Origin of the sequence: Mycobacterium sp. TKK-01-0059 (assembly GCF_000709305.1) — a bacterium.
In the GTDB taxonomy this organism is placed as follows: domain Bacteria; phylum Actinomycetota; class Actinomycetes; order Mycobacteriales; family Mycobacteriaceae; genus Mycobacterium; species Mycobacterium intracellulare.
Window position 1 is genome coordinate 431,058 of record NZ_KL446993.1, and the last position, 21,453, is coordinate 452,510.

General features: G+C 66.2%; 28 protein-coding genes. 10 read left to right on the plus strand and 18 right to left on the minus strand.

Annotation, left to right across the window (positions count from 1 at the left end):
- Positions 1 to 52: 52 nt before the first annotated feature.
- Entirely contained in the window at positions 53 to 382 is a 330-nt protein-coding gene (locus K883_RS02215) for a hypothetical protein (RefSeq protein WP_225331023.1), read from the plus strand.
- 6 nt (positions 383 to 388) lie between these two features.
- Here K883_RS02215 and K883_RS02220 read toward each other — a convergent pair whose 3' ends face one another.
- The 4 genes from K883_RS02220 to K883_RS02235 all read right to left on the minus strand — a co-directional run bounded on the left by K883_RS02220 (position 389) and on the right by K883_RS02235 (position 3,666).
- A complete protein-coding gene (locus K883_RS02220) occupies positions 389 to 1,354 on the minus strand; it encodes a phosphotransferase family protein (protein WP_020823292.1) in 966 nt (321 codons plus the stop codon).
- Positions 1,351 to 2,157, minus strand: a complete 807-nt coding sequence (locus K883_RS02225; protein WP_036453612.1) for an SDR family NAD(P)-dependent oxidoreductase — start codon at positions 2,155 to 2,157, stop codon at positions 1,351 to 1,353. Before K883_RS02225 ends, K883_RS02220 begins: the two co-directional genes overlap by 4 nt.
- A gap of 61 nt (positions 2,158 to 2,218) precedes the next feature.
- Complete coding sequence (locus K883_RS02230) at positions 2,219 to 2,659, minus strand: DoxX family protein (RefSeq protein ID WP_014712133.1); 441 nt, start codon at positions 2,657 to 2,659, stop codon at positions 2,219 to 2,221.
- A complete protein-coding gene (locus tag K883_RS02235; RefSeq protein WP_008259238.1) occupies positions 2,656 to 3,666 on the minus strand; it encodes an alpha/beta fold hydrolase in 1,011 nt (336 codons plus the stop codon). The genes K883_RS02230 and K883_RS02235 overlap by 4 nt, the downstream gene beginning before the upstream one ends.
- Position 3,667: 1 nt before the next feature.
- On the opposite strand from K883_RS02235, the gene K883_RS02240 reads away from it, so the two are divergent.
- From K883_RS02240 to K883_RS02270, 7 genes are all read left to right on the plus strand, one after another.
- The gene (locus tag K883_RS02240) at positions 3,668 to 3,991 is read left to right on the plus strand and encodes a DMT family transporter (protein WP_036455246.1); all 324 of its coding nucleotides are present in this window, start codon (positions 3,668 to 3,670) and stop codon (positions 3,989 to 3,991) included.
- 44 nt (positions 3,992 to 4,035) lie between these two features.
- Complete coding sequence (locus K883_RS02245; protein WP_036453614.1) at positions 4,036 to 4,695, plus strand: hypothetical protein; 660 nt, start codon at positions 4,036 to 4,038, stop codon at positions 4,693 to 4,695.
- A gap of 10 nt (positions 4,696 to 4,705) precedes the next feature.
- The gene (locus tag K883_RS02250) at positions 4,706 to 4,891 is read left to right on the plus strand and encodes a hypothetical protein (protein WP_008259242.1); all 186 of its coding nucleotides are present in this window, start codon (positions 4,706 to 4,708) and stop codon (positions 4,889 to 4,891) included.
- A gap of 76 nt (positions 4,892 to 4,967) precedes the next feature.
- Positions 4,968 to 5,393, plus strand: a complete 426-nt coding sequence (locus K883_RS02255) for a hypothetical protein (RefSeq protein WP_036453616.1) — start codon at positions 4,968 to 4,970, stop codon at positions 5,391 to 5,393.
- Positions 5,394 to 5,540: 147 nt separating this feature from the next.
- A complete protein-coding gene (locus K883_RS02260) occupies positions 5,541 to 5,939 on the plus strand; it encodes an MmpS family transport accessory protein (protein ID WP_014380803.1) in 399 nt (132 codons plus the stop codon).
- Complete coding sequence (locus K883_RS02265) at positions 5,936 to 8,764, plus strand: MMPL/RND family transporter (RefSeq protein WP_036453617.1); 2,829 nt, start codon at positions 5,936 to 5,938, stop codon at positions 8,762 to 8,764. The genes K883_RS02260 and K883_RS02265 overlap by 4 nt, the downstream gene beginning before the upstream one ends.
- Positions 8,765 to 8,808: 44 nt before the next feature.
- Positions 8,809 to 9,636: a mycofactocin-coupled SDR family oxidoreductase gene (locus K883_RS02270; RefSeq protein WP_020823293.1), complete on the plus strand. Its 828-nt coding sequence runs from the start codon at positions 8,809 to 8,811 to the stop codon at positions 9,634 to 9,636.
- Between the two features lie 2 nt (positions 9,637 to 9,638).
- Here the strand turns inward: K883_RS02270 and K883_RS02275 are convergent, their stop codons facing one another.
- The 10 genes from K883_RS02275 to K883_RS02320 are packed head-to-tail and all read right to left on the minus strand — an operon-like array spanning position 9,639 to position 17,900.
- A complete protein-coding gene (locus tag K883_RS02275; protein ID WP_008259255.1) occupies positions 9,639 to 10,193 on the minus strand; it encodes a carboxymuconolactone decarboxylase family protein in 555 nt (184 codons plus the stop codon).
- The gene (locus tag K883_RS02280) at positions 10,190 to 11,032 is read right to left on the minus strand and encodes a TauD/TfdA dioxygenase family protein (RefSeq protein ID WP_036453619.1); all 843 of its coding nucleotides are present in this window, start codon (positions 11,030 to 11,032) and stop codon (positions 10,190 to 10,192) included. Before K883_RS02280 ends, K883_RS02275 begins: the two co-directional genes overlap by 4 nt.
- A 27-nt stretch (positions 11,033 to 11,059) precedes the next feature.
- A complete protein-coding gene (locus tag K883_RS02285; RefSeq protein WP_009954699.1) occupies positions 11,060 to 11,398 on the minus strand; it encodes a hypothetical protein in 339 nt (112 codons plus the stop codon).
- The gene (locus K883_RS02290; RefSeq protein WP_009954698.1) at positions 11,395 to 12,657 is read right to left on the minus strand and encodes an aromatic ring-hydroxylating oxygenase subunit alpha; all 1,263 of its coding nucleotides are present in this window, start codon (positions 12,655 to 12,657) and stop codon (positions 11,395 to 11,397) included. Before K883_RS02290 ends, K883_RS02285 begins: the two co-directional genes overlap by 4 nt.
- Before the next feature lie 13 nt (positions 12,658 to 12,670).
- A complete protein-coding gene (locus K883_RS02295; protein WP_036453621.1) occupies positions 12,671 to 13,414 on the minus strand; it encodes an SDR family NAD(P)-dependent oxidoreductase in 744 nt (247 codons plus the stop codon).
- A gap of 20 nt (positions 13,415 to 13,434) precedes the next feature.
- The gene (locus K883_RS02300) at positions 13,435 to 14,529 is read right to left on the minus strand and encodes a ferredoxin--NADP reductase (RefSeq protein ID WP_036453622.1); all 1,095 of its coding nucleotides are present in this window, start codon (positions 14,527 to 14,529) and stop codon (positions 13,435 to 13,437) included.
- Positions 14,530 to 14,585: 56 nt separating this feature from the next.
- Positions 14,586 to 15,038 (minus strand): MarR family winged helix-turn-helix transcriptional regulator, encoded by a 453-nt coding sequence (locus tag K883_RS02305; RefSeq protein ID WP_008259268.1) that lies wholly within the window; start codon positions 15,036 to 15,038, stop codon positions 14,586 to 14,588.
- A gap of 11 nt (positions 15,039 to 15,049) precedes the next feature.
- Positions 15,050 to 16,303 (minus strand): metal-dependent hydrolase family protein, encoded by a 1,254-nt coding sequence (locus K883_RS02310; protein ID WP_008259270.1) that lies wholly within the window; start codon positions 16,301 to 16,303, stop codon positions 15,050 to 15,052.
- On the minus strand, positions 16,300 to 16,635 hold the full coding sequence (locus K883_RS02315; RefSeq protein ID WP_008259272.1) for a hypothetical protein: 336 nt from the start codon (positions 16,633 to 16,635) through the stop codon (positions 16,300 to 16,302). Before K883_RS02315 ends, K883_RS02310 begins: the two co-directional genes overlap by 4 nt.
- Entirely contained in the window at positions 16,632 to 17,900 is a 1,269-nt protein-coding gene (locus K883_RS02320; protein ID WP_008259274.1) for an aromatic ring-hydroxylating oxygenase subunit alpha, read from the minus strand. Before K883_RS02320 ends, K883_RS02315 begins: the two co-directional genes overlap by 4 nt.
- Before the next feature lie 164 nt (positions 17,901 to 18,064).
- Here K883_RS02320 and K883_RS02325 point away from each other — a divergent pair, with 164 nt between their 5' ends.
- Positions 18,065 to 19,510 carry an aldehyde dehydrogenase gene (locus K883_RS02325; RefSeq protein WP_051701136.1) on the plus strand — a complete coding sequence of 482 codons (1,446 nt, stop codon included), beginning with the start codon at positions 18,065 to 18,067 and terminating at the stop codon, positions 19,508 to 19,510.
- Between the two features lie 27 nt (positions 19,511 to 19,537).
- Here the strand turns inward: K883_RS02325 and K883_RS02330 are convergent, their stop codons facing one another.
- A complete protein-coding gene (locus K883_RS02330; protein WP_036453624.1) occupies positions 19,538 to 19,768 on the minus strand; it encodes a hypothetical protein in 231 nt (76 codons plus the stop codon).
- A gap of 245 nt (positions 19,769 to 20,013) precedes the next feature.
- On the opposite strand from K883_RS02330, the gene K883_RS02335 reads away from it, so the two are divergent.
- Positions 20,014 to 20,454, plus strand: coding sequence for a DUF5994 family protein (locus tag K883_RS02335; protein WP_036453626.1), 441 nt, complete (start codon positions 20,014 to 20,016; stop codon positions 20,452 to 20,454).
- Here K883_RS02335 and K883_RS02340 read toward each other — a convergent pair.
- The 3 genes from K883_RS02340 to K883_RS02350 form a co-directional block, all read right to left on the minus strand.
- A complete protein-coding gene (locus K883_RS02340; RefSeq protein WP_036453629.1) occupies positions 20,451 to 20,645 on the minus strand; it encodes a hypothetical protein in 195 nt (64 codons plus the stop codon). The genes K883_RS02335 and K883_RS02340 overlap by 4 nt on opposite strands.
- A gap of 204 nt (positions 20,646 to 20,849) precedes the next feature.
- Entirely contained in the window at positions 20,850 to 21,227 is a 378-nt protein-coding gene (locus K883_RS02345; RefSeq protein ID WP_036453630.1) for a type II toxin-antitoxin system death-on-curing family toxin, read from the minus strand.
- Entirely contained in the window at positions 21,224 to 21,430 is a 207-nt protein-coding gene (locus tag K883_RS02350) for a hypothetical protein (RefSeq protein ID WP_026071253.1), read from the minus strand. Before K883_RS02350 ends, K883_RS02345 begins: the two co-directional genes overlap by 4 nt.
- Positions 21,431 to 21,453: the final 23 nt, after the last annotated feature.

Genomic DNA, 21,453 nt, shown 5'->3' on the forward strand with positions numbered 1-21,453 from the left:
GCATTTGGTGCGCGAAATTTGCTGGCCGGCAATCCACATTTGTTGTTCGTTCGTGACTGTTATGCAATGTAGAATCGGCAGTAGCGTTTCGACAATCTCCAGTATCCGGCGGATCACGGAGAGGGTGGCGATGATTTCTCGCAGGTGCGCTTGCCTACTGGTCGCGGGTTCGACGGTCCTCGCGGCGCTGACCGGTGGCACCGGGACGGCCCTTGCGAATCCGGACGCCGGCCAGCAGCCCGACATCCCGGCGATCGACGAATGGCCGATACAGTTCCCGACGACAATGACGAATCCGATCGACGATGATGAAAACGAACTGTCGACCACCGGCGGCGGTGTCGGAATGGTTTGTCAAAATCTCGGGGCCCACTGCGGCTGAGTACCGTCAGGCCAGCATCGACAGGGCGCGCCCCAGTAGCCGCGGCAGACTGGCTGCCATCGCTTCCAATTCGGCGCGCGGCGACCGCCTTCGGCGGTTGTGCTTGACGATCAGCGACCACGTCGCCACCGATTTGTAGCACGCCAACGCGGTGAACCAGCCCAAATCGGTTGCCTCGCAACCCAACTCGCACCGATAGAGCTCGGCGAGTTCGGTGGTCGGCGGTGCCATCCGGTCCGGGGCCCGAATTCTGCGGTAGGTGTCCGGGTCGCAGTTGATCAGGAACCAGCCCACATCGATGCGCGGATCGCCGATCGACCAGATCTCCCAATCGATCACCGCGTTGATCCGCGCCCCGGAGGCGAGCAGGTTGCCCAGCCGAAAGTCACCGTGCACCACGCCCGGCGCCATCGCGCTTGGCGCGCAGGCCAATAGGGCGTCGCGGACGTTCGGCCAGCCGGGCGCCAGCGCCGGATCGACGGTGTTCAGCGTGTCGGACCAGCGGTGGACTTCGGCGACCGGGTCGACGACGGGTTCATCGCCCAGCCCGAGCTCCGTCGGCGAAAGCCGGTGCAGCGCGGCCATGGCCCGGCACGCGTTCCGGTACCGGTCGGTCACGTCCGCAAAGGGCGCGCATCCGTCGAAGAGCGGTTCGACACAGTCGCCGTCGACCCGGGACATGACATACAGCGGCGGTGCGTCCGGGGGATGTCCCGGGTCCTCCCGCAGCACATCGGGAACCGGAACACTGGTCGCGGCAAGGGCTTTGAGGATACGCGCCTGGCGCAGCACGTCGCGATGAGCGACCGGTTCGACGCCCGGTGGGGCGACCTTGATCACCACACGCCGGCCACCCAGATCACCCCCGAAGGTCAGGCTGGAGGCGCCCCCGGACAGTGGAGCGACGTCCGTGACCCCCGCAGCGGCGAGGCGCGCGCGCAGTTCGCCCAGGTCGAGCTCGGCTCTGCTCATTCAGCCAGCGTGCCGGTTCTCGTCCAGCCGACCTCGGCGAGGAACGGCTGGGTGTGGGCGATGCGCCCGGTCAACGACTTGGGATCGCCCGTGCACAACCGGAACGCGGTTTCGGTGATCAGGGCGATGTCTTCGGTGTCGGTCTTGGCCAGGTCGAGGGTGCCGGCGCCGGGCGTGGCGACGGGGTTGGACGGTGCGGCGGCGTTCACGGCGATGCCGTCGTCGTACAGTTCTGCCGCAAGGCTTTTCGTCAACCGATTGAGCGCGGCCTTGACCGTCCCGTAGATGCCGAAGCCCGCGGTCCGGTCGAACTCGGAGAAGGGCGGGCCGGGTGGCAGGTCGCCGCCCACCGAGGTGAGGTTCAGGATCCAGCCGCGCCCGCGCTCGCGCATTGCGGGGATCGCCAGCTGGCACAGGTGCAGCGGGCCGAGGACGTGCATTTCCATCATCAGCCGGGCGCGCCGCTCGGGGAACCCGTCCAGGGGCCGCAGGAAGGTGACGGCGGCGTTGTTCACCAGGATGTCCGGTGCGCCGACGGCGCCGGTTACCTCGGCGAAGAGCCGTTCGCGGTCTTCGGCTTGGGACAGATCCGCTTGGACCGCAATGGCTTTCCCGCCGGCGGCGACGATCTCGTCGCGCGTCTGGCTCAGCGAGCCTTGGTATTTGGGGTCGGGCTCCATCGTGCGGGCGGTCAGCGCCACGGTGGCTCCGCTCTCGGCCAGGCGCGCGGCAATCGCCTTGCCCAGGCCGCGGCTGCTCCCGGTGACGAGAGCCACCATCCCGTCGCACCGCTGCACGCTCATTGGTCGTCCTCCTCCGGAACCGCCGTCATCGGAAATGGCTTCTCCGCATCAGAGAATGCCATTATCGCCGGTTGAGGGGAAGCCTCCTGCCGCGCGCCGCGTCGAGCGAGTAGGGGCCGCCGCCGATGAAGACCAGCAGGAAGAACGCGAAGCAGAAGAGGATGGACAGCGCGCCGCCGTTGCCCCCGGGCGGGTCGGCGACGGGCCAGAGGGCCATAGGCTGATGGATCCAGAAGTAGGCGACCGCCATCTCGCCCGACGCGATGAATGCGGCGGTGCGCGTGAACAACCCGGCGGCGACGAGCAGGCCGGCGACGATCTCGATCAGGCCGGCATACCAGCCGGGCCAGGATCCGAACTCGACGACAACCGGCGAGCGTACGGGCCAATCGAACAGGCTCCTCGACCCGTACGCGGCGAAGAGCAGGCCGTAGACGAGGCGAAACGCGGACAACACGGCCGGGGCATGGCGGGCCAGGCGGCGGTCGAGACCCTTCGTCACGATCCACACGTTACGGTCGCGGTCCAGTCCAGCAGTCGCCGCCACAGCCGGTGCCGGCTCGACGCCATGTTGTGGCAGTGCGCGCTGTCCGCCAACACCACCGTTGTGATGTCGGGGCAACTCCGGTATAGCGCCGCCTCGGCGCGGGGATCCGGTGAGACGTCGACGGCGCCGAAACCGACCAGCACCGGGACGTCGATGCGCGCCGCATGATCGGCCACGATGCCGGGGATCATCGCCGTGCCGAACACCCGCGGCACCACCGACTTGGCGGTGACGGAGTCGGCGGCGACGACGGCCGCGGGAACGTCGGCGAGGTGAAACCAGCTCTGCAGATGCTCGCGGGGGCCCTCGAAATACGGCTGCGGCAAGGCCGAAAGGATTTCCTGGGCGAGCTCGGCGCGCCCCTGCGGGGATCCGGCGCGAGCGATGAGCGCGGCATCGAGGTTCAGCGGCGCGACGTGCTGATTGGTGCACCCGAGGAGCGCCATGCCGCAGTAACTGGGGAACAGCGCTTGCTGGGTGAGGGCAAGGTACCCGCCCAGCGAATGCGCCACGGCCACCGGCGGCGCGTGGACGCCGATCGTGTCCGGCAGAGCCGCCACGGCGCAGGCCAGCGTGGCGGCGATGTCGGCGAAGTCGAAGTCGCGGGCCGGTTGCGAGCTTTCGCCGGTGCCCAACGGATCGATCGTCACGACCGCGTAGCCGTCGCCGGTGGCGAATTCGGCGAAGCTGTACCCGTCGTGGCCGGGAATCTCGAGATCCCAGTACTCGCGGCTGTAGGTGCCGCCCGGCAGGCAGACGAGGACGGCGGCCGCGGCGTTGCCCGCGCGCGCCGGGTAATAGGTCGCCGCCAGCGATGCCCGCTCGCCGATCGCGCCGCTGACGTCGAGGCTCAACACGTGAGCGGGAAACGCCATCGCACGCAACTCCTTTCCGAACGGACGCCGCGCCAGGGTGATCAGTGTGTCAGGTTCGCCATACCCGCGGCTAGCGTTGTCGGGCATGTTGACCTACCTGTACCTGCTCGGCGCGATCTTCGCGGAAGTGGTGGCGACCAGCCTGCTCAAGAGCACCGAAGGTTTCTCCCGACTCTGGCCGACCGTGGTTTGCCTGATCGGTTACGCCATCTCGTTCGCGCTGCTGGCGGTCTCGATTTCGCGCGGCATGCAGACCGACGTCGCCTACGCGTTGTGGTCGGCCATCGGCACGGCCCTCATCGTGTTGATCGCCGTGCTGTTCCTGGGCTCGTCGATATCGTTGACCAAGGTCGTCGGCGTCGGCCTGATCATCGGGGGTGTCGTCACGCTCAATTTGAGTGGCGCCCACTGAGGGCAACAGCCAGGATCGACGCAACGACTCGTGGCAGGAGAAAAGTGACCTTTCGATTCCGTGGCCTCGCCCTCGTTGCGTTGACCATGGCGCTGGCATTGCTGCTCGCTCCGCGCGCCTCGGCCGACGCCTACACCGACGAGCTGGTGGCCCACTTCAACGCCGAGACGCATGTGGTGACCGACCCCGGGGCCAGGCCGCCGCTGCGCAATGTCGGCGAACTGAATCGGCAGATCCTCGCCGGTCCGTGGACGTGGAGCGCCCAGCCACCGGTCTGGGTGGCGGCGGTGGCGCCCGGCAACAGCGGTGTGACCACGGCGGATGCCATCCACGGCGCGATGTCGGCGCGGGAGCCGAAGTTCAGCGGCGTCATCGTCGTCATCGACTCGCACGGCTACCACGTCCGTGCCTACAAGGTGCCCAAAGTCATTGCGGACCGCGTCGATGAATTGATGAATCAGTCGGCCACCGAGCACGGACCCGACCCGTACGCGACCACCAGTGCGTTCGTCAGCAGGCTGGCCGGCGTCAACGTCCCCGCCAACGCGCCGGTGGCCACCTCTTCGGTCGCCCACGAGAAGCACGACGAATGGGCCTGGCTGAAGGTGACGCTGGTCATTTCCGGCATCGCCCTGGCGATGGGCGCACTGCTCTGGATCGTCGTGCGCCGAAATCGCAAGCACCGCAAGCCAATCGACAAGTGAGGTCTTCCCGATGAGTACGGACAAAATCAATCGCGGCATCCTGCTCGCCATGGTGCTGATCGGAGCGATCGCCTACGGCTTGCTGTACAGCCACGCGTCGACCGTGTTCAAGCTGCTCGTTCCGCTCGCCCTGCTGTTCCTGCTGGGGCTGGTCATCCGCGACGTGCTCAAGGACCGGGACTCCGGAAAGCCCTGACGTCGCGCCGCGACGATTGGGGTAGCGTTCCCGGGAAAGTTTCGCCTCGTGCGTCGGCGGAGAGCAGGGACTGAGAATGAGTGCGAGTCTGTATGGCCTTCTGACCGCGATCAGCCTCGCGCTGGCAGTGCTATTGGCGGCCGTCGCCGGCTTCTACGTCAATCGCCTGGAGCGCCGGCCGACCGTACCGATCAGCGAGGAAATCGGCAGCGCTAAAGCGGTTTTGCACAAGGTGCGCAAACGCGAACCGATGTCGCAGGACGAGGTGGACTACGCCAGGCAGGTCGTCGCCGATCGTCGGTCGGTGATGGCCCTGTGCATCCCCGGCGCCCTGTTCATGTTGAGCTGTTTTTTCGTCTTCGGCAGCCTGTACCACCTGCATGGAGCGACGCCTTCCGAGCGGACGTTCCTCGGCGTGATCCCCATGCTGACCTCGACGAACCTGGCCATTCAGCTGCGCCGCAGCGCGAGTCTGAAGCGCCGGCTGCAGAAACTGCCTTGACTCTGTCCGTTGAGTACATGACCGTCTACTATCCGTATGGGCTCCGAGGCCGGGGCCGCGGCAGGACACGATGTGCAAAACGGATTCTTCAGAGGTGATCGAGTGGGCCCTCGTTCAGTCGGGCGGACTGTCCTGGCGCGAATCTGGATGCCGTTGGTCGCCGTCGTCGCGGTCGGTGTGGGCCTGCTGTGCATGTACAAGGTGCACCAGTTCTCCGAGCCGGAGCCGGTCATCACCGTCAACGGTCCGCAGGCCCCCGAGCAGTTCAACCCCAAACGGATCACCTATGAGGTGTTCGGCTCCCCCGGGCAGGGCGGCAAGCTCGTCTACATCGACATCGAGGGCCACCCGCATCAGGTTGATTTCACGACCCTGCCGTGGACCCACACGGAGACCACCACACTCACGGTGGCGTCCGGCAGCATTTCGGTGCACGTTCATGGCGGCCAGGTCGGCTGCCGGATGCTGGTCAATGGCGTAGTCCGCGACGAACAGTCGGATGACCATCAGGACGCCGACGTCCAGTGCAGGGTGAAATCGGCATGAGCGAGCATCGCCCCGATGAGCCCAGGGTCAAGCGTCCGTTCATCCCCAGGATGGTCCGCGCTTTCGCGATACCGATCATCTTCTTCTGGGGCCTGCTCGCGGTCACGACGAATACCTTTATGCCCCAAGTGGAACGGGTCGCAGAGGAACTCGCCGGGCCCATGGTCCCGCACTACGCCCCCTCCCAGCGGGCGCTGCTGCACATCGGCGAAAAGTTTCAGGAATCGAACTCGACCAACCTGACCATGGTGGTCTTCGAGGCGAACCGGCAACTGGGAGACCAGGATCACCGGTACTACGACGACCTGATGCGCCGCCTCCAAAACGACACCAAACACGTGCAATACGTGATGGATTTGTGGGGCAAGCCGTTTACGGCGGCGGGGGCGCAAAGCGTCGACGGCAAGTGCACCTACGTGCTGCTGCGTCTCGCCGGCGACATCGGCCAGATTCAGGCGAACCAGTCCGTGGACGCCGTCCGCGACATCATCAAGAAGGACACCCCGCCACCCGGGCTCAAGGTCTATGTCAGCGGCGCGGCCCCGCTGGCCTCCGACACCCTCGCCATCGCCAACGCCAGCCTGAACAACGTCACCATCGTGACGATCATCCTCATCGTCGTGATGCTGCTGCTCGTGTACCGCACGCCCTCAACCCTGTTGGTGCCCTTGCTCGGTGTCCTCATCGAGATGCTCGTCGCCAAGGGCGTCGTCTCGACCCTCGGGCATTACGGGTACATCGAACTCTCGTCGTTCGCGGTGAACATCGTCATCGCGCTGACCCTGGGAGCGGGCACGGATTACGGCATATTCCTGATGGGCCGATATCACGAGGCGCGGCAGGCCGGCGAAAGCCGGGAGGACAGTTTCTACATCGCCTACAAGGGCGTGGCGCCCATCATCATCGGGTCCGGCCTGACGATCGCCGGCGCGTGCTACTGCTTGACGTTTGCGCGCCTGAACTACTTCCACACGATGGGGCCGGCCGTCGCGATCACCATGCTGTTCACCATCGCCGCGGCGATGACGCTGGGCCCGGCGGTCTTGACCGTGGGCAGCCTCTTCGGGATGTTCGACCCGAGGACCAGCACCAAGGGACTGTTGTACCGGCGCATCGGGGCGAGCGTGGTGCGCTGGCCGGTGCCCATCCTGGCGGCCAGCTCCGCCGTCGTCATGATCGGGGCGATCTTCGTCCCCACCTACCGGCAGAACTACGACGACCGGCAGTACCAGCCGGCCGGCGCGCCCGCCAACCTGGGTTTCCAGGCGGCGGATCGGCACTTCCCCAAGAGCAAGCTGTTCTCCGAGATGCTGATGGTCGAAACCGACCACGACATGCGCAATTCGGCCGACTTCATCTCGCTGGACCGGGTCGCCAAGGCCCTGATCCGGCTGCACGGCGTGGCGATGGTGCAGGGTATGACCAGGCCCCTGGGCCGGGCGCTCGAGCACGCCAGCATCCCGTACCTGTTCACCACGCAGGGCAGCGGCAACGGCCAACAACTCCCGTTCAACAGGGAGCAGAACTCAAACACCGACGCGCAGGCCGAGATCCAGGCGCACTCCGTCGCGGTGCTGCGAAAGGAGATCGGCTTTTTCCAAAAGGTGTCCGACGAATTGCACCAGACGGTGCTCACCGTGGAGGACCTGCAACGGGTCAGCGAAGAGATGAACGAGGAAGTCTCAAATCTCGACGACTTCTTCCGCCCGATCAAGAGCTACTTCTATTGGGAGAAGCACTGTTTCGACATCCCCATCTGCTGGGCGTTCCGATCCCTGTGGGACACCATCGACCACATCGACCACCTGGCCGAGGACATCAACCACGCCAGAATCTCGCTCACGGAGGTGGACAAGGCGTTCCCGCAGATCATCGCCCAACTGAAAGCCACCGCCGACGACACCGAGGCGCTGCAGTTGAAGTTGGTCAACAGTTACGGGTCGGCGGATCTGCAGTCCATCCAGACCGACCAGACGTTCGACGACCTGATCAACGTGGGCAACGACTTCGACCGGTCCCGCAGCGACGACTACTTCTATATCCCGCACGAGGGTTTCGACAACGAGGACGTCAAGACGGGCATGAAGTTGATGATGTCGCCCGACGGCAAGGCGGCCCGCTTCATCGTCACCCACGAGGGCGACGCGATGGGACCCGAAGGGGTGGAGCACGTCGAACAGTTCCCCGACGCGATCAAGACGATCCTCAAGGAGACCTCGCTTGCCGGCGCCCGGGTCTACATCGGCGGCTCGGGGTCCAACGACAAGGACATCAAGCAATACGCGATGTCGGACCTGCTGATCGCGGCGATCGCGGCGTTTGTGCTGATTTTCTTGATCATGATGTTCATCACGCGAAGTCTGGTGGCGGCGTTGGTGATTCCCGGAACGGTGGCCTTCTCCTACGCCGGCGCGTTCGGCCTGTCCATACTTTTCTGGCAGCACCTCGTGGGCCTGCATTTGCACTGGCTGGTCCTGCCGCTGACGTTCATCATCCTGGTGGCCGTCGGGTCGGACTACAACCTGCTGCTGATCAACAGGGTCAAAGAGGAGTTGCACGGCGGCATCCACACCGGTCTCATCCGCGCGCTCGGCAGCACCGGGGGCGTGGTCACATCCGCGGGCCTGGTGTTCGCGTTCACCATGCTGGCCATGCTCACCAGCGATCTGCGGACCATCGGTCAGGTGGGCTCCACCGTGTGCATCGGCCTGCTGCTCGACACCCTGATCGTGCGCTCGTTCGTCGTGCCGTGCATCCTGCGCATCCTCGGGCCGTGGTTCTGGTGGCCGACGCTGGTGCGTTCCCGCCCGCTGCCGCAGCGCTGATCGTCCAATCCCACTGCCACCCCGACACGGAAGGCCCGAATCGCATGAGCGCCAACGACACTCCCCTGGCCGGCCGAGTCGCCTTCGTCACCGGCGCCGCGCGTGGGCAGGGCCGCTCCCATTGCGTCCGGTTGGCGCGGGCCGGCGCCGACATCGTCGCCATCGACGCGTGCGCCCCGGTGGCGGCGCACAACGGCTATCCCGCCTCGACGCCCGAAGACCTGGCCGAGACGACGCGCCTGGTGGAAAGCGAAGGCCGCAAGATGCTGGCCGAGCAGGTCGATGTCCGGGACGCCGCGGGGCAACAGCGGGTGGTCGACGAGGCGATCACCCAATTCGGCCGCCTCGACATCGTCGTCGCGAACGCGGGGGTGTTGAACTGGGGGCGACTCTGGGAGATCTCGGCGCAACAATGGCAGGACGTCCTCGACGTGAACCTGACCGGTGTGTGGAACACCATCAAAGCCACTGTGCCCGCGATGATTCAGGCCGGCAATGGGGGCTCGATCATCACCATCAGCTCGGCCGCGGGCGTGAAGGCCGTACCGGGGTGCGGTCATTACTGCGCTAGCAAGTTCGGTGTGGTCGGCATGACCAACTCCCTGGCGGTCGAGCTCGGCGGGTACGGCATCCGGGTGAACTCGGTGCACCCGTATGGCACCGACACCCCGATGGGCAACGACCCCTCGATGTGGCAACTCTTCGCCGACCACCAGACCTACATTCACAGCTTCTCCCCCGGCGCGCTGCCCACCGATTCACTCGCCGACCCGGACCTGGTCTCCGACATCGTGCTGTGGCTCGCCAGCGACGCGTCCTCGCTCGTCACCGCCGCGCAGATCCCCGCCGACAAGGGTTACCTGAAAATCTGATCTCAGTGGTGCGCCTCGTCTTGGACGCCGAAAGTGTTGACGGCCAAGGCCAGCAGCAGGTAGCCACCGATGGTGAAGATCAGATCCAGGCATTGCTGCTCGGTGAACAAGCGGCACAGGTCATCCCAGGTCGTCTCGGCGACCGTGCTGTCGGCCGTGAGATCGTCGACGGCGGCGATCACGGCCCGGTCGGTCTCATCGGCGCAGCGGCCGGTCCGAATGTCGTCGATCTCGGATTCGGACAGCCCCGCTCGCGCGGCGATGGGGAGGTGGTGCGACCACAGATAGCCGCACTTGCTCTGATGCACCACGCGAAGCAGCGCGACTTCTCGCACCCGCGGCGACAGCGTCGATCGGGTCAGCAGGTACGCGTTGAACGGCAGGTAGGCCGCGGTCAGATCGGGATGGCGGACGAGGGTGGACAAAACATTGCCCGCACCAACGGGATTCGCCCGCTCGGTGGGGATCAGGGATGCCAGCGATTCCCGGGCGCGCTCGTCCCATTCCCCGGCGGGCAGCGGTGTCAGGCGCAGCGGGTGATGACCGTCCGTGGTCATTCGATCGGCTCGTCGCCGAGCACGGTGGTGCGCAGCATTTCGCGTTGGGAGTCCGGGTCGTACGGGGCCGCACGGTGCAGCACCCCGCGGTTGTCCCAGATGACGGTGTCCCCGACCGACCAGCTGTGGCTGTAGACCTTCTCGGGCGTCGTCGCGCGCGCCAGGAGCTCGTCCAAAAGGGCGCGGCCCTCGTCGAGCTCCATGCCGACGACGTAGTCCGCGGAGGCGCCCAGCACGAGTGATTTGCGGCCGCTGCGGTGCGTCCACACCAGGGGATGCTCATGCGTGCGCCGAGATCGCCAGCGCTGCACCTGTTCCGGGGAGGGATCGGGATACACGCGGCGCTGGGAGGCTTCCAGCGAGTGCACCACGCGCAACGTGCCGAACCGCTGCTTCTCCTCATCGGTCAGGTCGTCGTAGGCGGCGTAGCTGTTGGCGAACTCGGTTTCCCCGCCCCATTCGGCCACCCGCACCGCCGAGAGCACCGTGGCCTTCTGGGGGCATTCGTCGCCCAGCGGCGTGCAGCCGTCGATGTGCCAGTCGAAGGTGGCCTTCAGGTAGGCGGCCGAGGCGTTCTTGGACTTGTCCAGCGTGATCGGGTAGATGCCGGGCACCGGGTGATGGCCGTCGGAGGAGTGATCGACCTCGCCGAGGAGGCGGCAGAAGCCGACCTGGGCCGCAGGATCGAGGTGCAGGCCGCGGAAGACCAGAACTCCGTTGTCTTCCAACGCATCCAACACCGCCGCGCCGACCGAGTCGTCGGCCAGCTCGGTGGGCCCCAGGCCCGCGACCTCGGCGCCGACGGACTCGGTGAGTTTGGTGATGGTGAGCAGACCCATGGTCGCTCCTTTCCGGAGAGGGATGAATCAGGGCACCGGCCAGCCGGTCCGGGTCATGACCGCGTCGGCGGCGTCGACCGGAGCCGGTTGATGCATGATCTCCACCGCCATGGCGACCATGACCAGCGAATAGATCATGTGCAACAGGTTGAGCGCATCGTCGGGCAGGTTGTCGAGCGGAAACTTGTCGCAGTAGTCGATGGCCTCTTCGAGGCGGGGGAAAAACGCGTTGTAGAAGTCGAGTAGCTGCGGCATCGACGCGCCGACCCGGGCGTTCCAGCGCTCGGTTTCGGTTGCCAGGCACCAGGTTTGGGCGTAGTCCTCCAGCTCGGCGAATGCGCTGGGCAACATGGGATGCATGGTCACACCCCCACCGGATCCTGTTCGCGGCGATACGCTTCGACCCAATCGACGACGACCTTGTGCAGGTGGCGTACCAAGATCTCTTGGTCGTTGAGGGGAAAGTCGTCGACGATGCCGTATTCCAGCGCCGCCTGGGTCCCGCCGAGCATTCCGGCGTCTTGTAGCGCAAACTCTTTGAGCACCACCGCGGCGACCTCGTGCTCGATGCGCTCGCGCACGGTGCTCGCCGGGTGGAAGTAGGTGTACGCCTCGAACCGGTGCGTGTTGTGCGAGGTGGGCCAGTACCGGTACAGCAGATACCATCCGCCGTAGATCAAAATCTCGATGTTCGGGAAGATCTGGAAATTGCTGATCCCCCAGGGCTCGATCCCACCCGGGTTGAGCCCGGCCGGCAGCTCGCCGATGTCCGGGGTCTGCCACGGCCCCACCAGCCCGCTGCGGGTGGCGCGCTCGATCGGGTACATGTATTCCGGCGGCAACAGCCAGCGGCGCCGCCCAGCGGTGGAGACCAGCCGGTGCGGGCCGTCGAGTTGGAAGTGCCCGCAGGTGAATCCGGCGTTGGGGTCGCGCACCTCCGCCGGCACCTGCTGCGAGTGCAGCGACGGCACGTGGTAGTACTCCTGGAAGGCGTCGGCGAAGATCTTCCAGTTGCTGTTGTTGTGGGCCACCCAGTCGTAGCGTTCGGTCAGCTTCCCGAACGGATAGTCGTCCAGCCCGGTGATCATCGGGCCGAGGAACTCGCGCAGGCTCTGGCGCGGCTCGGTGTCGAAGTTGATGAAGACGAAGCCGTTCCACACGTCGCAGTGCACCGGACGCAGCCCATACTTCGCGGGATCGAGGTCGAAGAACTCCGATTCCTGCTGCACGAACTTCAGCGCGCCCTGCAGGTCGTAGCGCCAGCCGTGGTACTTGCAGGTGAACTGCCGGCAGGTGCCGCGGGTCTCCTCGCCGGGATAGTCGTTCCACACCAACTTGTTTCCGCGATGCCGGCACACGTTGTAGAAGGCGCGGATTCGCTCGTCTTTGCCCTTGACCACGATCACCGACGCGCCGACGACTTCGATCTCTTTGGTCAGGTAGCTGCCGACGCGGGGCAATTCCTCCACCCGGGCGACGTTGAGCCACGCCCGCTTGAAGATCGCCTCCCGCTCGAGTTCGTAGAACTCGCGGGACGTCGAATCCCTGAAAGAGACGGGGCCCGTGCCCAATTCGGGGTAGTGCTCGGTCCAGGAGCCTTCCGGCGGCCGGCCTGATCTCGTCATCGCATCCTCACTATCACATCACCGATCCGCCATTGACGCCCAAGACCTGACCGGTGATGTACCTCGCTTCTTCCGAACACAAAAAGCCCACCGCGGCCGCGATGTCGGCCCCGGTGCCCAAGTAGCCCACCGGGATATTGCTGGCGATCTGCTCGTTGGAGGGCAGGTACCCGGCGGCCTGGCCCTGGTGCTGCATCGGGGTCTCGATGCCCGAGGGCGGAATGTTGTTGACGGTGATCCCGTTCGCGGCGTATTCGCGGGCCAGCGACTTGGTCAACGTGATCACCGCGCCTTTGGAGGCCGCGTAGTGGGCTGCGAACGGGGATCCGCGCTGGGCGCTCGACGACGAGATCATCACGATTCTCCCCCAGTTCGCCTCCACCATGTCCGGGAGCGCGACCTGGCAGCAATGAAACGTGCCGGTCAGGTTGACATCGATGATCCGCGACCAGGATTCGGCGGTGATGTCCAAGAAGGGCGAAAACCCGAACATCCCGGCGCTGGTCACCAGGACCGTCACCGGTCCCAGTTCGCTGCGCACCTTCGCGAACGCCTGCTCGACGGCGGACCGATCGGTGACGTCGGCGCCCACCGCGAGCGCGGTCGCGCCTTCGGCGCGCAGGCCGTCGGTGACGCGTTGCGCCGCATGCTCGTTGACATCGAGGACGGCCACCTTGAGGCCGCGCCGGCTCAATTCGTGACATGTCGCCTCGCCCATGCCTGAGGCGCCGCCGGTCACCACCGCCACCTTGGTCATCGCATCCGCCGCCCTATCGCTCATTCGTAGACCACCCGCACCGTGGGACTGGTCGGCACGGCCTGACACGTCAGCACCCAGCCGTCGTCGACCTCATCCTGGTCGAGCGCATCGTTGTTGATCATCCGGGCGCTACCCTGCGTCAGGCGCCCCATACACGTTCCACACGAACCGATTTCACACGAGGACGGCGCCCGCAGCCCCGCCATGCGGGCTGTCTGCAACAGCGTGTTGCCCGCGTAGTACGGCGCGGTGGTCGTCGATCCGTCCAGCACGATGGTGACCTCGTCGGTGACCGGCTCGGTCTCGGGCGGCGCCGCCGCGGCCACGTCGGCCACGTCGAAATGCTCGATGTGCAGGCGGCTGGTGGGCACGCCCGCCGCGCCCAGGGCGGTTCGCACCGTGTCCATGAACTCGTTCGGCCCGCAGACGTAGAAGTCGGCGCCGTCGGTGTTCTCGACGAACGCGGCGATGTCCGCCTGGGTGGCGAAGCCGCGTTGGTCGTCGAGATGGTGGTGCAGGACGAAGCGGTCCGCGTGGCGCTTTTCCAGCGTTTTGAGGGCCTCGTCGAAGATCACCGCGTCCCGGTTTCGGTTGGCGTAGAACAACCGCGCGCCGCGCGTGCCGCACACCAGCGCGGTGCGCAACAGCGAAAACACCGGCGTGATGCCGCTTCCGCCGGCGAACGCGACCAGGTTCCGGCCGGTGTCGTTCAAGACGAAGCGTCCCTGCGGTGGCAGGGCGTAGAGCAGGTCGCCGGGTGCGGCGGTGTCGTTGAGCCAGTTGGACACCGCGCCGCCGCGGTCGCGTTTGACCGTGATGCGCAGGTCCTCGCCGACCGCGGGAGATGACGACATCGAGTAGCAGCGCCGGTACTCGCGCCCGTCGACGCGGACCAGCAGCGTCAGGAATTGCCCGGCTTGGTAGCCGAACCGTGCCGCGCTGCCCCGGGGAACATCGAGAACGATCGACACGGCGTCGCGGGTTTCGGGTATCACCTGCTTGACCCGAAGCGGCACAAAGCCTTCCGGGGCCTCGGCCATGTCGACAGCGCCCGCTGCGCCGCCGGTCACGGTCGCCGGACCGGCGTTCGCTGTGCTGTGGTGATCGCCCATCTCCGTCAGAGTATCAACTACTTGCGATTAGTCTCAAGTACTAGATATTGGTCACGTCATCCGTCGACGTGATCGTCGAACAGCTCATGGCCGGTGCCCTTTTCGACCACGCGGCCCAGCAATTCGCGCAGGGTGCGCTGCTCTTCCTCGGTCAGCACGCCGAACACCTCCTGGTGTGCGGCGATCGCGTCACTGACCACCGTTTCGGCGACTTTGCGGCCCTCGCCGGTCAGGTAGGCCCGCAGGATGCGCGCGTGCTGGGGGTCCTGCTTCCTTTCCACCAGGGCGCGGCGTTCCAACGCGGTGAGCGCGAGCTGGACGCCTTGCGGGCTGATCAGCAGCCGCCGCGCCAATTCGGCGCCGGACAACCCGGGTTCGTTGGCCAATTGGCGCAGCACACCGATCTGAGCGGTGCTCACGCCGTGTTCGCGCATCGCCTCGTTGATCGTGGTCAGGGAGTAATAGAAGGCCTGCTTGAGCAGCCACAGGATGTTGTCGGTGAGTTCCATACCTGCCTCCGTCAGGCCGCGGGGCTTTTGTAGATCTGTCCGTTCTTCATGACAAAGCGGACGTCGAGCGTCTTGGCGATGTCGTCGAACGGGTCTCCCGGCACAGCGATGATGTCCGCGAGATAGCCGGGCGCCAGCCTGCCCAACTCGTCGTCGGCGTCGATCAGCTCGGCGGCCACCACCGTGGCCGCCCGGATTGCCTGCGCGGGAGTCATGCCCCGCTGCACCAGCGCGCCCAGTTCTTTGGCGTTTTGGCCGTGCGGGATGGCCGGCGCGTCGGTGCCGCACGCAATCCGGACGCCCGCGTCGATCGCCTTGGGCAGCATGGCCTTTGCGCGCGGAAACACCTCCAGCGCCTTCTTGCGCAGCTCCGGCGCGATGCGGTCGATGGCCATGGCCTCCGTCAGGTAGGTGGTCGAGACCAGGAAGGTGCCGTGGTCGACCATCATCTGGATCGTTTCGTCACTGGCCAAAAAGCCGTGTTCGATGCAGTCGATGCCGGCGCGGATGCAGGCCTGGACCGCGGTGTCCCCGACGGCGTGCGCGGCCACGCGGACTCCGGCCCGGTGGGCTTCGTCGGCGATCGCGGCGAACTCGGCGTCGGAGTACTGCTGCGCGCCGGGCGCGGTGCTGTGCGACATCACCCCGCCCGAGGCCGACACCTTGATCAGCTTGGCGCCGTGCCGGATTTGGTAACGCACGCAGGCGATCACGTCGGGTACGCCGTTGGCGATGCCCTCGGCCACCGAGAGCGGCATGACCCCGGGCGCCAACCGCTGAAAGACCGTCGGGTCCAGGTGCCCGCCGTACGGGGTGACGGCATGGCCGGCGGGATAGATGCGCGGCCCGACGTGCCAGCCCTGGTCGATGGCGCGCTGCAGCGCCACGTCGAGCAGATACCCGCCGGTCTTGACCATCAGCCCGAGATTGCGCACCGTGGTGAACCCGGCCTCCAGGGTGGTGCGCGCGTTGACCGCACCGCGCAACGTGCGATAGGCGGGGTCGTCCTGCACGCCATGCATGGGCGACGGCAGGCCCTCCGGCCCGCCGGGCCCCCCGATGAGCAGGTTGAGCTCCATGTCCATCAGGCCCGGCAGCAGCGTCACGTCGCCGAGATCGACGATGGTGGCCGAATCCGGCAGCGGCCCTTCGGGATTGATCGCCGAGATGCGTTCGCCGTCGACCACGATCACCGCCGGAGCGTGGATCCGGCCCGTCACGACATCGGCCCACCGCGCCGCCCGCAGGACGGTCGACTCGGTCATGGAACCGGCTCGGACACGCAGTCCAGGGTCGAAGCACCCGAGTCGGGGACGCGGGGTTGCTTCCAGCACTCCACCGGGAACGACACCATGATCATGGAGTAGAGCAGGTGCATCAGATTCAGAACGTCGTCCGGCAGGTCGTCGAGAGAGAACTTGTCGCAGAACGACAATGCCTCCTCGGCCCGCGGGGTGATCGCGTCGTAGAAGGCCTTCATTTCGACCATCGAACTGGCCAGCCTCTTGGCGTAGCGCTCGGGTTCGCTCGCCAGGCACCAGTCGGCGAACGGTTCGAGATCGGCGAACTCGGCGGGCAGCATCGGCATCTCGTTCACACCCCCGCGCTCGTCGTCCGGCGATAGTCATCGATCCAGGCGGCGGTCTCCTTGTGGAGGTGACGGATCAGGACCTCCTGGTCGCACAGCAGGAACTCGTCGATCACCTGGGATTCGAGCATCGTCTGGGTCGCCTCCAGCGTGTTGGCGTCCTGCAGCCCATATTCCTTGAACGACACCGCCGCCAGTTCCTGAGCGACGCGCTCACGCGGGGTGCGCGGCGCCGGGAAGTACAGCGTGCCCTCGAAGAGGTGACTGTTATACGACGTCGGCCAGTAGTGGTAGGTCAGATACCAGCCCTGGCCCCAGAACAGGATGACGAAGTTGGGGAACAGCTGGAACGAATCCAGCCCCCACGGATCACATTTCGCCGGGTTGAGCCCCTCGGGCATCGGGCCCAGATCGGGCTTGTCCCATGGCCCGAACAGCCCGCTCTGGCAGATGTCCTCCATCGGCTTGCGCATCTCGTCGGCCATTTCCCAGGCGCGCACCCCCGAGGTGCTGACCAGCCGGTGCGGCCCGTCCAGCCGGTAGTGCGGGGCCTCAAAACCCGCCTCGGCGGCGGCCTTCGAGTACGCGGTCGGTGACTGGTTCGCGTGCAACACGGGCGCGTGATAGAACTCCTGGAACGCGTCCATGTAGAGCTTCCAGTTCGCCTTGACCTCGGAGCGATAGCACCAGCGCGAGACCATCTTGTCGAAGGGATAACCTTCCAGCCCGGTGATCATGGGTCCGAGGAACTCTCGCAGCGACTGCTCTGGCTTCTTGGCGAAGTTGACGAAGATGAACCCTTCCCACACGTCGCAGTGCACCGGCACCAGCCCGTAGCGGCCCTTGTCGAGGTCGAAGAACTCCTCCTCCTGCTGCACGAAGGTCAGGTTGCCGTCCAGGTCGTAGCGCCAGCCGTGGTACTTGCAGGTGAACTGCCGGCACACCCCGGCCGTTTCTTCCTGCGGCATGTCGTTCCACACCAGCTTGTTGCCGCGATGCCGGCACACGTTGTGATAAGCCTTGATGTCGCCAGACGTGGTGCGCACCAAGATGATTGAGGTGTTGACAACCTTCAGCTCGCGGGTGAGGTAACTGCCTTTGCGCGGAAGCTGTTCAACGCGACCGACATTGAGCCAGGCACGCTTGAAGATGGCGTCACGTTCCAACTCATAGATCTCGGGGCTGATCGAGTCCCGGTAGGACACCGGCTCGGTGCCCAATTCCGGGTAATGCTGGGTCCAGCTCCCCTCCGGCGGTTTAGGAAATCGAGCCATGATCGCTCCTTAGCAGTCCAATCTCAGCGAAACTGCAGCAATGCCTGCGCGAAAACAACCACCCGCGCACCGGTTTCACCGATCCCTGAGGGCTCCGTCACGGCCGACGGTATATCCTCGTGTCACCAATAGCAAGTAGTTGATACTGGCCCCGGGAGGCGCGGATGGACCATCACCCCGCAGTGCAGATCGCCGGAAGCGATGGGGCGCGGCCGCGGGCCGGCGTCTTGCACGTCATCTCTCCGCACACCGAGGAACCGATCGCCGAGGTCAATGCGGCGGGATCCGACGACGTCGACGCGGCGGTGGCGGCGGCGCGCGCGGCCTTCGGGCCCTGGGGCCGCAGCGAGCCGGCGCAACGGGTCGCCGCGATCCGGCGCCTGGCCGACATCTACGACGGACGCCGCGCGGAGATGGCCACCACGATCACGGCGGAGATCGGCGCCCCGATCAGCTTCGCCCAGCGGGCCCAGGTCGGCCTGCCGGCATTCATGATGCGCGCGTTCTGCGACCTGGCCGAACGGCACCCGTGGCAGGAGACCAGGCCCGGGTTCTTCGGAAGCGACGTGCACGTCCGCAAGGAACCCGTCGGCGTCGTCGCGGCGATCGTGCCCTGGAACATGCCCCAGTTCCTCATCGTCACCAAACTGGTGCCCGCGCTGTTGGCCGGTTGCGCCGTCGTGCTCAAACCCGCCCCCGAAAGCCCGTTGGACGCGCTGCTTTTAGGCGAGATGATCGCCGAAGCCGGCCTTCCGCCGGGCGTGGTCAGCATCCTGCCGGGCGACGGTGCGCTGGGCGCCTACCTCGTCGCCCACCCGGGCGTCGACAAAGTGTCGTTCACCGGCTCCACCGCGGCGGGGCGGGCGGTGGCCGCATCCTGTGCGGTCAACCTCACCAAAGTCAGCCTGGAACTCGGCGGCAAGTCCGCCGCCCTGGTTCTCGACGACGCATCGCCGGACAAGGTGGCCGCCGGGGTGCGATCCGCGAGCCTGTCCAACAGCGGCCAGATCTGCAACGCGCTCACCCGGGTGCTGGTGCCCCAGGGGCGCCACGACGAGTACGTCGACGCGCTCGCGGCCGAGATGGCCGGCCTTCGCGTCGGCGATCCCAACGATCCCGACACCCAGCTCGGCCCGTTGGTGTCCCGGCGCCAGCAGCGACGCGTTCGCGACTACATCGAGATCGGCCAGAACGAGGGGGCGCGCGTCGTCGTCGGCGGCGCCGCCATGCCCGACGGACTCGACCGCGGCTGGTATGTCCGGCCCACCCTGTTCGCGGCGGCCGACAATTCGATGCGCATCGCCCGGGAGGAGATCTTTGGGCCCGTCATCACCGTCATCCCCTACCGCGATGACGAGGAGGCGCTGGCGATCGCCAACGATTCCGATTACGGCCTGGCCGGCTCGGTGTGGAGCAACGACAGCGACCGTGCGCTGGCGATGGCGACCCGCATCCACACCGGGACCGTCGGCGTCAACCAGGGCTACACGATGGATCCGTTCGCGCCCTTCGGGGGCGTCAAGGCCAGCGGCTACGGCCGCGAACTCGGGCCCGAAGGCCTCGACGGTTACCTGGACACGAAGTCGATCGCGATCGCCGCTAGGCCCTAGATCCGTTGGCGCCCTTAGGCGTTGCCGTCACGCCTTGGCGTATCGGCGAACCACGTCATCCTCGCCGAACGTGCTGGTGCGCTGTTGGCCGTTGTCGTCGCGGCTGAAAAATGTCCACTGCCGCGGATCGCTCTGCGGGCCACTGATCATCTTGACGGTGAGGCGCAATTCGGTGGGGCGTCGCGTGCCGATGACGTCGCCGACCCGGATCTGCGACGGGTGAATCTCGGGTGCATCGCACCAATTCTGTGTGGCCATAACGCCCATACTCCTCTTGTTCGCCCCGAATGCCATTTTCTGGGCCCGCCGGGCACGCCGCGTCGGGGTTCCGCTGTCCCCTCGCATGGCCGGCGAACCCCGGTGGTGGGGTAGCGTCGGGCGTGAGCCGTTTCGTTGTCAGCGGTTTTCCACCGCAATGGGCGCAGAGGACACCCAAGGGCAATGCGATTCCTCCGCTCGCCACGCGACCGCGGACGAGCGATGCCGAAACGTAGGGAACAACTGTGTATCGCACGGCGAGCCGACGGGCGGCCGTCCCCGTCCGCGTCTCGGTAGCCCGCCAGTTGGGCGGCGACATCGACGGAGCGTGGTGGCCACGCGCGGACCGCATCACCAACGAATTGCCCGGCCTTGTCGCGGCGCTGACCCCCCTGCTCGGCGACATCTGCTCCGTCAACGTCAACTGGCCGGCCCTACAACGTCCGCCCGACTTCAACTGGCACGGATGGGAGCACAAGCGCCAGCACGTGATGACGTTCATCGGCGGCGAGGAGCGGGTGAACCTATTGATCGTTCCTTACGCGACGTACAGCGGGCTTGCGCTGATGGTGCTGCGCCGCGCGGCCGGACTGCCCGTCGACGCCAAGGATCGCGACAAACCCGCGTTTCTCACCGCCGGCTCGATCCTGCAGGCGGCCCGACAACAATGCGCCGCCGACCGTTAAGCTATTTCGCTCACGACATAGACGGCGACATAGCCGATCGGGATGCCGGTCCAGGTTGAAATGCATTCGCGCGCGGCCAGTTCCACTGCGGCCCGACTTGTCGTGCGCGTGGACCTGCCGATCTCGGGGACGTTGATCGCCCATCCGTCGGCGTCGCCGGTGACTTCGATGTCGAAGCACTGACCGACCATCGGACACTTCACACGGGGGACGACCCGCTGTCGACGAACGCCGCGCGACGCTTGTCGGCGCAGCAACGTGGGCTGAACAGGCATGGCTGCTTTCCTGAGTCGCAATCGAACCGCGGGCTAGATTAATGCGCCCCGAGGCGAAAACCTAATTGGCGGATCGCCGCCGCATGACGGCGTGCCCGAAGCCGGCGTGGTTCGTAGCGGTCACGGGTGGCTCCAGCCGCGCAGTTGTGCCGCAATGTCGTCGAGATCGGCCACCGCACCGGTGGCCACCCGGATCACCAAGTCGAAGCGATCGTCCTCGGGCGCACTGATCCACTGGGCGTTGATTGCCAGGAACGTCCGGCAGGCCGCCCACCCGAGTCGCTTGTTCCCGTCCACGAGCGCATGATTCCGTGTCAGCGAGTGCAGCAGTGCGGCGGCTTTGACGTGCAGATCCGGGTAGGCGTCCTGGCCGAAGATGGAGGCTCGAGGACGCGCCAGAGCGGATTCAAGCAAGCCGTAATCCCGGACGATGACGTCCACTCCGACGGCTTTTCGGGCAATTTCCAGAAGATCCTCGAGGTCCAGATGGTCCGTCATGCGTCCTTGAGGCGCTCCAGAACACCTGCCTCCTCGCGGAGCACGCGCTGCAGCGCATCGGCGACCTTGGCCTTGTGCGCCCGCCGGGCGATGTACTCGTCGATGGCCGACAGCGCGACGGCCTGCATCGATCGGCCTTCCGCACTGGCCTGCCTGCGCAGCGCTTCCGCCTGCTGTTCACTGGGCCGAAGAGTCATTCCCATAGCCGAATGATACCGGACTGATA

Bases quoted from the DNA above. Each gene is read 5' to 3' on its own strand.
- K883_RS02270 (WP_020823293.1), top strand. From the start codon at position 8,809: ATGAGCGCCAACGACACTCCCCTGGCCGGCCGAGTCGCCTTCGTCACC.
- K883_RS02320 (WP_008259274.1), bottom strand. From the start codon at position 17,900: ATGGCTCGATTTCCTAAACCGCCGGAGGGGAGCTGGACCCAGCATTAC.
- K883_RS02280 (WP_036453619.1), bottom strand. From the start codon at position 11,032: ATGGGTCTGCTCACCATCACCAAACTCACCGAGTCCGTCGGCGCCGAG.
- K883_RS02250 (WP_008259242.1), top strand. From the start codon at position 4,706: ATGAGTACGGACAAAATCAATCGCGGCATCCTGCTCGCCATGGTGCTG.
- K883_RS02310 (WP_008259270.1), bottom strand. From the start codon at position 16,303: ATGACCGAGTCGACCGTCCTGCGGGCGGCGCGGTGGGCCGATGTCGTG.
- K883_RS02340 (WP_036453629.1), bottom strand. From the start codon at position 20,645: ATGGTCGGTCAGTGCTTCGACATCGAAGTCACCGGCGACGCCGACGGA.
- K883_RS02220 (WP_020823292.1), bottom strand. From the start codon at position 1,354: ATGAGCAGAGCCGAGCTCGACCTGGGCGAACTGCGCGCGCGCCTCGCC.
- K883_RS02290 (WP_009954698.1), bottom strand. From the start codon at position 12,657: ATGACGAGATCAGGCCGGCCGCCGGAAGGCTCCTGGACCGAGCACTAC.
- K883_RS02330 (WP_036453624.1), bottom strand. From the start codon at position 19,768: ATGGCCACACAGAATTGGTGCGATGCACCCGAGATTCACCCGTCGCAG.
- K883_RS02325 (WP_051701136.1), top strand. From the start codon at position 18,065: ATGGACCATCACCCCGCAGTGCAGATCGCCGGAAGCGATGGGGCGCGG.
- K883_RS02225 (WP_036453612.1), bottom strand. From the start codon at position 2,157: ATGAGCGTGCAGCGGTGCGACGGGATGGTGGCTCTCGTCACCGGGAGC.
- K883_RS02350 (WP_026071253.1), bottom strand. From the start codon at position 21,430: ATGGGAATGACTCTTCGGCCCAGTGAACAGCAGGCGGAAGCGCTGCGC.
- K883_RS02300 (WP_036453622.1), bottom strand. From the start codon at position 14,529: ATGGGCGATCACCACAGCACAGCGAACGCCGGTCCGGCGACCGTGACC.
- K883_RS02275 (WP_008259255.1), bottom strand. From the start codon at position 10,193: ATGACCACGGACGGTCATCACCCGCTGCGCCTGACACCGCTGCCCGCC.
- K883_RS02255 (WP_036453616.1), top strand. From the start codon at position 4,968: ATGAGTGCGAGTCTGTATGGCCTTCTGACCGCGATCAGCCTCGCGCTG.
- K883_RS02295 (WP_036453621.1), bottom strand. From the start codon at position 13,414: ATGACCAAGGTGGCGGTGGTGACCGGCGGCGCCTCAGGCATGGGCGAG.
- K883_RS02305 (WP_008259268.1), bottom strand. From the start codon at position 15,038: ATGGAACTCACCGACAACATCCTGTGGCTGCTCAAGCAGGCCTTCTAT.
- K883_RS02265 (WP_036453617.1), top strand. From the start codon at position 5,936: ATGAGCGAGCATCGCCCCGATGAGCCCAGGGTCAAGCGTCCGTTCATC.
- K883_RS02260 (WP_014380803.1), top strand. From the start codon at position 5,541: ATGCCGTTGGTCGCCGTCGTCGCGGTCGGTGTGGGCCTGCTGTGCATG.
- K883_RS02345 (WP_036453630.1), bottom strand. From the start codon at position 21,227: ATGACGGACCATCTGGACCTCGAGGATCTTCTGGAAATTGCCCGAAAA.
- K883_RS02235 (WP_008259238.1), bottom strand. From the start codon at position 3,666: ATGCCCGACAACGCTAGCCGCGGGTATGGCGAACCTGACACACTGATC.